Source organism: Shigella sp. SIG3 (assembly GCF_053555855.1).
The window spans coordinates 1-9,003 of record NZ_JBQZXE010000134.1 but is presented as its reverse complement, the minus strand read 5'-3'; the positions used below and the strand labels follow the sequence as shown (position 1 = coordinate 9,003).

General features: G+C 49.7%; 7 protein-coding genes and 2 pseudogenes. 2 read left to right on the top strand and 7 right to left on the bottom strand.

The window, feature by feature from the left end:
- Positions 1 to 72 (top strand): hypothetical protein (locus ACUU1I_RS17780; RefSeq protein WP_449144202.1); only part of this gene is annotated, 72 nt, incomplete at its 5' end.
- A gap of 159 nt (positions 73 to 231) precedes the next feature.
- Here ACUU1I_RS17780 and mdoH read toward each other — a convergent pair.
- Positions 232 to 2,775, bottom strand: a complete 2,544-nt coding sequence (mdoH, locus tag ACUU1I_RS17775; RefSeq protein ID WP_001295445.1) for a glucans biosynthesis glucosyltransferase MdoH — start codon at positions 2,773 to 2,775, stop codon at positions 232 to 234.
- Positions 2,768 to 4,303: a glucans biosynthesis protein MdoG gene (mdoG, locus tag ACUU1I_RS17770; RefSeq protein ID WP_073705683.1), complete on the bottom strand. Its 1,536-nt coding sequence runs from the start codon at positions 4,301 to 4,303 to the stop codon at positions 2,768 to 2,770. Before mdoG ends, mdoH begins: the two co-directional genes overlap by 8 nt.
- A 393-nt stretch (positions 4,304 to 4,696) precedes the next feature.
- Between mdoG and mdoC the strand changes: the two genes are divergently transcribed.
- On the top strand, positions 4,697 to 5,854 hold the full coding sequence (gene mdoC, locus ACUU1I_RS17765; protein ID WP_001070350.1) for a glucans biosynthesis protein MdoC: 1,158 nt from the start codon (positions 4,697 to 4,699) through the stop codon (positions 5,852 to 5,854).
- Between the two features lie 7 nt (positions 5,855 to 5,861).
- Here mdoC and clsC read toward each other — a convergent pair.
- The 5 genes and pseudogenes from clsC to ACUU1I_RS17740 all read right to left on the bottom strand — a co-directional run.
- A pseudogene (gene clsC, locus ACUU1I_RS17760) lies at positions 5,862 to 7,343 on the bottom strand (cardiolipin synthase ClsC).
- Positions 7,285 to 7,818: an O-acetyl-ADP-ribose deacetylase gene (gene ymdB / locus ACUU1I_RS17755; protein WP_000857405.1), complete on the bottom strand. Its 534-nt coding sequence runs from the start codon at positions 7,816 to 7,818 to the stop codon at positions 7,285 to 7,287. The pseudogene clsC and the gene ymdB overlap by 59 nt, the downstream one beginning before the upstream one ends.
- A 94-nt stretch (positions 7,819 to 7,912) precedes the next feature.
- Positions 7,913 to 8,224, bottom strand: a pseudogene (ymdA, locus tag ACUU1I_RS17750) (protein YmdA).
- Between the two features lie 120 nt (positions 8,225 to 8,344).
- Positions 8,345 to 8,677 (bottom strand): curli assembly chaperone CsgC, encoded by a 333-nt coding sequence (gene csgC, locus ACUU1I_RS17745; RefSeq protein WP_000992821.1) that lies wholly within the window; start codon positions 8,675 to 8,677, stop codon positions 8,345 to 8,347.
- 58 nt (positions 8,678 to 8,735) lie between these two features.
- The coding region (locus tag ACUU1I_RS17740) for a curlin major subunit CsgA (protein WP_032157015.1) at positions 8,736 to 9,003 on the bottom strand (268 nt) is incomplete at its 5' end.

The following is a 9,003-nucleotide window of genomic DNA, read 5'->3' as shown; positions in this document are numbered from 1 at the left end:
CGATCGAGAGTGGTAAAGGAGAGGCCCTGGAAATACCCCACAGCCCCGAAAAAGAGCCAGTCAGTTGCTTAACTGACTGGCATTACGGCATAACGCCGGTATTTTTATTGGCTCGTTGTTTTTGCCGGATGTGGCGTGAACGCCTTATCCGACCTACAAAATCTTGCAAAATCAATAAATTGCAGGAACGATGTAGGCCTGATAAGCGTAGCGCATCAGGCAACTACGTTTTTATTGCGAAGCCGCATCCGGTTTACGCAATGCCAGTGGATTGAGCTTTATCCCTTCGTAATAACTCACCCATGAAGAATATCTTTCAGGGGAATTCCAGACGCGGAAATGCAGACGGGCCATCGTCACCGGATCGCTTAGCAGCACCAGGCGACGATCGCGATTCAGCTTCTCTGGCGTCTCGTTAAGCGCCTGTTCAACGTGGCGGTCACGGGCGATTTCCAGCACCTTACTGGCGCGGTGACGCGCTGTCGCCATTGCGGTTGCCAGAGCGTTAAATGACGGGTTAAACACTGCGTGCATAAAGCCATCGTCAAGGGAGCGTTGGCGATTCATCTCAAGGAACCGATCGGTATCAACCAGCACCTGCGGCGGTGAATACTCTTCCGGGATCAGGAACAGTTTCCAGCGTTTGGTGCGCAGACCAACGGTGGCACGGCTGGAAATCACCGAAACAAACGGTGACAGGATCAACGAGAAGACAATCGGTGCCAGCCAGAACAGGAAACGCAGATCCAGCCACGCCATCCCAACAGCCCACACTAACCCCAACAGCAGCTGTGAGCCGTGGCGTTTGAACGCTTCGCCCCATGAAGTGGAGTCATCATCACGCTGCGGTGAATTCCACACCACTTCCCAGCCAAGGAACGCGCTGACAACGAAGACCGTATGGAACAGCATGCGTACCGGAGCCAGCAGCACGGAAAACAGCACTTCCAGCAGCAACGATAATGTAACGCGCCAGAAGCCGCCGTATTCTTTCGTTCCTTTGCACCAGATAAGCAAAATGCTCAATAACTTCGGCAGGAACAACAGCACCATGGTCGAAGCAAAAAGTGCAATCGCCAGCTCAGGACGCCACTGCGGCCACACCGGGAACAACTGCCGTGGTTGCAGGAAGTATTGCGGTTCGGTCAACGCATGCACTACCTGCAATGCAGTAGAGAGCGCGAGGAACATAAACCACAGCGGAGCGGAGAGATAAGACATCACGCCCGTCAGGAACACCGCACGGTGAACCGGGTGCATACCCTTAACCAGGAACAGACGGAAGTTCATCAGGTTACCGTGGCACCAGCGGCGGTCACGTTTTAGCTCATCAAGCAAGTTAGGCGGCAATTCTTCATAAGAACCCGGGAGATCGTAAGCAATCCAGACCCCCCAACCTGCACGGCGCATCAACGCCGCTTCTACGAAGTCATGTGACAGGATTGAACCGGCAAAGGAACCTTCGCCCGGCAGCGGAGCCAGTGCGCAGTGCTCGATAAATGGTTTCACGCGGATAATCGCGTTATGTCCCCAGTAGTGCGACTCGCCAAGTTGCCAGAAGTGCAAACCGGCTGTAAACAGTGGCCCATACACGCGGGTCGCGAACTGCTGACAGCGCGCATACAGCGTATCCATACCGGACGCTTTCGGCGACGACTGAATGATCCCGGCGTTCGGGTTGGCTTCCATCAAGCGCACCAGGCCGCATAAACAATCACCGGTCATTACCGAGTCAGCATCCAGCACCACCATGTAGCTGTACTGGCTGCCCCAGCGACGGCAGAAGTCATCGATATTACCGCTTTTACGCTTCACGCGGCGACGGCGGCGGCGATAGAAAATCTGACCTTCGCCACCGACTTCAGCGATAAGCTCCATCCAGGCTTTTTGCTCTGCGACGCAGATATCCGGGTTATAACTGTCACTCAGAATGTAGACATCAAAGTGTTTGGCATTCCCGGTGGCTTTTACTGATTCCCACGTTGCACGCAAGCCAGCAAAAACACGGTTCACGTCTTCGTTACAGATAGGCATGATCAACGCCGTGCGATGCTCCGGGTTTAATGGTTCATCGCCAACTGTTGACGCAGATATACTGTATTTATCGCGACCAATAAGCAGTTGCAGGAAGCCCATCAACGCCGTCCAGAATCCGGCGGACACCCAACAGAACAGTACCGCAAAAAGGATCAGGATACCGGTTTGCAGCATATAAGGCAGAAGCTGCATAAAGGAAACCCACAAATCCTGACCAACCATATCCATAGGATTAATCAGCGCCCAACCCTGATAAGGAAGAATGGTCTTCATATACCAGGTCGCGACAACAGTTTGCGCGAGCGTCAGGATCAACAGAATGTAACGGCGGATGGTACCAACGGTACGCCACTTTTGCTCGCTCTCCTGCTCTTCTTTGGTCAAACGAGCCAGATAGCGCGGCGTGACATCGCGTCCACGCAGGCGATCCCAGAAACGGCCTACCGGGTTGGTACGCCACGGGTCGGGAAACATCGAGGAGCGTTTTGCTTCTGGCATCGCCTTAAGCTGATCGCGCCCTTCGTCGTCTTTAATTAACTGTCCATCAGCAAGTGAATCTGGCCAGGCTTGTTCCAGACGCGCCTTTACCGAGCCTTGCGGGGAATCATCCTCCCGCGCCCAGGTGCGGTGTTCGGCATCCAGCGCCTGATGAACGGCGCGGATATCAGTCTTCGGCAATGCTGCTTTCTCGCTTGCGGCGATGGGCATTGCGTCAATGTACTCAGTTGTCTTATTCATTGGCAGGTAACTGGTAGCTCCAGGTTTCACTCAACGTCTGATCGGCATTCACCAGCGCAGCACGCATTTCAGTGGTTTTCTTGGCATCTTTCACTTTCACACGCATCACCAGACGCCAGCCTTTGGTAACCGGGTTATAGCGCACCGTGCTTTCAACTATCTCACCATTATCACCAATGCTGGTTTGCGCTGTGACCGGGGTATCCTCTGGCAGTTTTTTCATCTCTGCGCCGGTAAAATCGACCACAAAGGCGATAGTACCGTCAGGCTGGCGAATCAGGTTCGACTGCTTCACATCCCCCGTTGAACGACGCGTTTGTTGCACCCATGCGTTATCTGGCGCATGCAGTTTGTCTTCATCACGGCTGAAGGTGATGGTGTATTTAAAGTTCATCTCTTTACCCGGCTCCGGCAGCTGATCCGGCGTCCAGTAAGCGACGATGTTATCGTTGGTTTCATCGTTGGTTGGAATTTCCACCAGCTCAACGCTGCCTTTGCCCCACTCCCCTTTCGGAGTCACCCATGCGCTTGGACGGAGATCGTAACGATCATCGAGATCTTCAAAGCGGGAGAAATCACGACCTCGCTGCAACAGACCAAAGCCTCGCGGGTTTTCCATGGAGAAGCTGCTGACCGCTAAATGTTTCGGGTTATTCAACGGACGCCAGATCCATTCGCCATTACCAGCATGGATAGACAGACCGTTAGAGTCGTGCAACTCCGGACGATAGTTATTTGCAGGCGACGGTTGGTTCGGCCCAAACAGGAACATACTGGTTAACGGTGCAACCCCCAGTTTGCCGACTTTATCGCGCAGATAGATTTTCGACTGCACATCCACAACCGTGTCACGCCCTGGCATAACCACGAATTTGTAAGCACCTGTCGCACGCGGCGAGTCAAGCAATGCATAAATGGTTAAACGTTTATCAGTCGGTTTTGGACGCTCGATCCAGAACTCTTTGAAGCGTGGAAATTCTTCACCCGATGGCAAAGCGGTATCAATTGCTAGGCCGCGGGCAGAAAGGCCATAAACCTGACCTGCACCAATCACGCGGAAATAGCTGGCCCCGAGCATGCTGACGATTTCATCGTTTTTATCTTTGCTGTTGATCGGGTAAAGCACTTTAAAACCGGCAAAACCAAGGTCTTTTACCGTGTCTTTGTCATGCTGAACATCGCCGAAAGTGAAATAATCCGGGCTGTATTTGATTCGTTTGACTGCGGTGGCAGTCACTTCATTTATTTTGACCGGGGTATCGAAGTACATACCCTGATGGTAGAACTCGAGTTTGAATGGGGTCTTCAGATTGTTCCAGTACGCTTTGTCATGATTAAACTGGATCTGCTGATAGTCCGCGTATTTCATGTCGCGGAAAACGGAGGGCAAGTTGCTTTTAGGCGCCTCATAGCCTTTCCCGGCTAAGGATTGAGCTTGCTTTGCGACATCATCAATACTGAAAGCCCAGCTTGAAGATGTATACAGGGTTAACATTACTGCAGCACTCAACCAACGCATTTTCATCATTTGTAGTTTATGTTTCATAATTAGTAAGCACTTCCCCCTTTGTGTGCTTATATCGATCCGATCTATTTTAATGGATAACCAGCCATTCCGACAACTGAATCCCGGTATCGTTCAGCACGCTGGCTCATGGATTAAGCACCTGATTGCAACCGTTTTCACTTTCCGTGCTTCTCCTAAAGACAGAAGCATCGACTTCGTGTAGGGTTTGCCAGCAAATTTATTTATCAACCGTCTTACAGACGCTTCCATTCTGGTTAGTGGTAGCGATGATGCTATGCATAAAAACCTTGAAGCCTGCGCCTGGCGCGGTCAGGTCGGTGTCGCTATGGCAACAAGCCTAAAGGCATAACCCGACAGGGATAAGACGAAAAATCCGAGATTAGTTAACCATATATGAATCCAGTACCCGCGCAACGTGAATATTTCCTCGACTCCATCCGCGCCTGGCTGATGTTGTTAGGGATCCCTTTTCATATTTCTTTAATCTATTCGAGCCATACATGGCATGTGAATAGCGCCGAACCGTCATTGTGGCTGACCCTTTTTAATGACTTCATCCACTCGTTCCGCATGCAGGTATTTTTCGTTATATCCGGATACTTTTCCTACATGCTTTTTTTACGCTATCCCTTGAAAAAATGGTGGAAAGTACGTGTCGAACGTGTAGGTATCCCGATGTTAACAGCCATCCCCCTACTGACATTACCGCAATTTATTATGCTGCAATATGTCAAAGGGAAAGCGGAAAGTTGGCCTGGGCTATCATTGTATGACAAATATAATACGTTGGCCTGGGAATTAATATCACACCTGTGGTTTTTACTGGTGTTAGTAGTCATGACGACGCTGTGTGTATGGATATTTAAGCGCATCAGAAATAATTTAGAAAATTCTGATAAAACGAATAAAAAATTCTCGATGGTAAAACTATCGGTGATTTTTTTATGCCTCGGCATCGGCTATGCGGTAATAAGAAGAACGATTTTTATTGTGTATCCACCCATTCTGAGTAATGGCATGTTCAATTTTATTGTCATGCAAACGCTATTTTATTTACCGTTCTTTATCCTCGGCGCACTGGCTTTCATTTTCCCTCATCTTAAAGCCTTGTTTACCACGCCGTCTCGTGGCTGTACCCTCGCTGCAGCATTGGCGTTTGTCGCTTATTTACTCAACCAGCGCTATGGCAGTGGCGATGCCTGGATGTACGAAACCGAGTCGGTGATCACCATGGTCCTCGGCCTGTGGATGGTGAATGTGGTCTTCTCCTTTGGCCACCGTTTACTTAACTTCCAGTCAGCGCGGGTGACTTATTTTGTTAACGCATCGCTGTTTATCTATCTGGTTCACCACCCGTTAACGCTGTTTTTCGGCGCATACATTACACCGCACATCACCTCCAACTGGCTTGGTTTTCTCTGTGGCCTGATATTCGTAGTAGGGATTGCGATAATTCTGTATGAAATTCATTTACGCATCCCGTTACTGAAGTTTTTGTTCTCTGGTAAACCGGTTGTTAAGCGTGAGAACGATAAAGCACCAGCCCGTTAAGCCACATTTACAATAACCATTCCACGGGCAATATCGACGCCAGTCTGACCATAACCCGCTTCCAGAAACTGGTGGCGGGTTCTTTTTTGAGAATAACCTCTTTCTTTGCATGACGATCAACCCAGTTGATCCGTCCCCACCTGTCCAGACGGAGCTGCCAGGCCGCATCGTACTGGCTCTGAATAAAGCGTTTATCAATTAACTGTGCCAGCGTTTCGCTCTCTATCACGAAGCCCATTTCAGTATTGAGCAATGTTGAACGCGGATCGAAATTGAAAGAGCCGATAAACACCGTTTTACCATCGATGCTAAAAGTTTTAGCATGCAGGCTGGCACCGGAATTACCGGTTATGCCGCGATCGTGTAACGTACTGCTTTGTTCACGCGTCGGCTTGAGTTCATATAATTCCACGCCATAGCGGAGCAATTTTTTGCGCCAGCGCGCGTATCCGGCATGGACGACAGCAACATCGTTAGCGGCAAGAGAATTGGTTAGGATCGCAATCTTTACCCCTTTTCTCACCATCCGTAAGAGTTGCGCCACACCTGCGCGTGTCGGTACAAAATAGGAAGAGATAATATCGATGCGTTCACTGGGTGAGCCCATGATATCGAACAGGCGCTGCGGTAACAGTGAATGCCGTTTTGCCTTGCCCTCCCCTTTCGCCGGATCATCACTTAATAAACGTGTCTTCGCCCAGATAAGCGGCAACGTTCCATCAACCAGATGATTTATAAATGGACTGGATTCCATTTTGCGTAAATAACGATGCGTCATGGCATCGTTATGCCAGGAGGCGGGTAACTCGATGCGATCCGCCATTTCACCTTCCGGGACATCCAGCACCTGCTGTAAGGGTGAAACCGATTTGCAATACCAGTAGCGGGCGAAATCATCGGCAACGTCCTCTACCACGGGGCCTATTGCCATGACATCTAAATCCGAAAAAAGTCGCTCTTCCCCTGCACTAAAATAGGCATCACCAATATTTAGTCCTCCCACTAGGGTAACCACGCCATCGACAGTGAAACTTTTATTGTGCATCCGGCGATTGAGACGGGAAAAGTCGGTGATATATCCAAGCGGACGTAGCAAGCGAAACGAGAAAGGATTAAAAAGCCGGACTTCAATGCGTGGATGACTGTCAAGCAAGCGTAAAATGTCGTCAAGTCCGGGCGTATTGTTGTCGTCCAGCAACAAACGGACGCGAACGCCACGCTTTGCTGCGGCTAACAGGGCGGAAAACAGTAACCGCCCCGACATATCGTCCTACCAGATGTAATACTGAACATCCAGCGTATGCTCTGCCATTTCGGCCAGACGATACCGGGCGGCAAACGCATCCAGACTTTTCTCCAGAGGGAAAAGACCACACTGACCGGGATGTTGCGAACACAGTGGCAGCACCGCGCTCGCCAGCCGGGGCAAATCATTCATCTCCTTGTTGGGTAAGGAGTCTTTCGTAGAGGTGGGCGTTTTCTTCATCATAACAGACAAAGTATACCTGTTCGGGTAAAGCGTGACGGGTAATAAATTCTGAAACGGTTTTAACTGCGATTTCAGCCGCTGCCGCACGAGGGTAACCATAAACCCCAGTACTGATTGCAGGAAAAGCCACTGACGTATAGCTGTTTGCCGCCACCAGTCGTAGGCTATTCAGATAGGCATCCTGCAAAAGCTGGTCTTCGTTTTGTTCACCACCACGCCAGACTGGCCCGACGGTGTGTACTACGGCTTTAGCGGGAAGATCGCCTGCAAGCGTAATAACGGCATGCCCCGTAGGGCAATCGCCCTGCTGTTGCCTGACTTTTAAACAGGCATCCAGCAGGGCCGGACCCGCTGCGCGATGAATGGCCCCATCGACGCCGCCGCCTCCCATTAATGACGGATTAGCCGCATTCACAATCACATCAACGGCCAGTTTGGTAATATCACCCTGCACAACATGAATACGCGTTTTCATAACGCCTCCTTACACCTTCTTGTTTCTTAAGTGTACAGCAGGCTTTTTGGTTAAATCGCATTTTTCTGCTCAGCAACGTGAGTTGTTCAGAAACTTAGTTATATTCGATGTTCATTACAGCCAGCTTTTTCTGTTTATCAAGATACTGCACTTTTACTGAGGCTATTTGCGCGTTTTTGACATTGCCGCTCATTAACGCTTTGCTGGAGTAGGTTTTGCCCGGAATAGAACCATTCTATGGGCAGTTCATTTCTACGGGTGATGACTGGGTGCTGACGTCACATGCCGGTTCCACAATTTGGCCATAAAAATGGATCACGCCCCCTTGCGCGGTGCTTCCTGCAATGGCAATAAAAGGAAAAAACAAACTGCCGAGCATAAGAGAGTCTAAAAAAGGTCTGAACATTTATTCTATTTCCTCAATGATTAGTCATCCTTGAGGGTTGTGTTATCCATACTTTCAGGTTGGCTGATTCGCAGCAGACCATTCTCTCCAGATTCATCTTATGCTCGATATTTCAACAAATTAAGACTTTTCTGAAGAGGGCGTCCATTGTTGTGATAAATGAAGTGCCTGTCCATCAGAAACAGTAACAACTATTTTCACCCGATCTTCCGGGGAAATATTTAAACTCAACTTCGTCAAAGCAATGGGTTGATTAGCAGGCAATGAGAGGGTCTTTTCTTGCTTCGTCTGACTTTGCCCTGAACTGCCTTCGCGCAGGGACAATATTTGTACTCTGCACAGACAAGATTGAGTAAGAGTAACTTCAGGAATAATGGTGTACATATCCCCTTGCTGGGTCGTATTAAAGGTTATCTGGCTGGAAAGTGCCGCAAGGAGTAATAACGCATTCATATTCTTCTCCCGAAAAAAAACAGGGCTTGCGCCCTGTTTCTGTAATACAAATGATGTATTAATACTGATGAGCGGTCGCGTTGTTACCAAAGCCAACCTGAGTCACGTTGACGGAGGAGTTCGATGCAGTCTGGTCAACTGCAGCACCGTTGCCACCACCGAACTGTTTAACAGTCATTTCAGAATTTTTGCCGTTCCACTGATCAAGAGTGGCGCTGTTACCGAAGCCACGTTGGGTCAGATCGATTGAGCTGTCATCTGAGCCCTGACCAACATCTGCACCATTACCACCGCCATGCTGGGTAATAGTCAAGTCAGAGTTACGG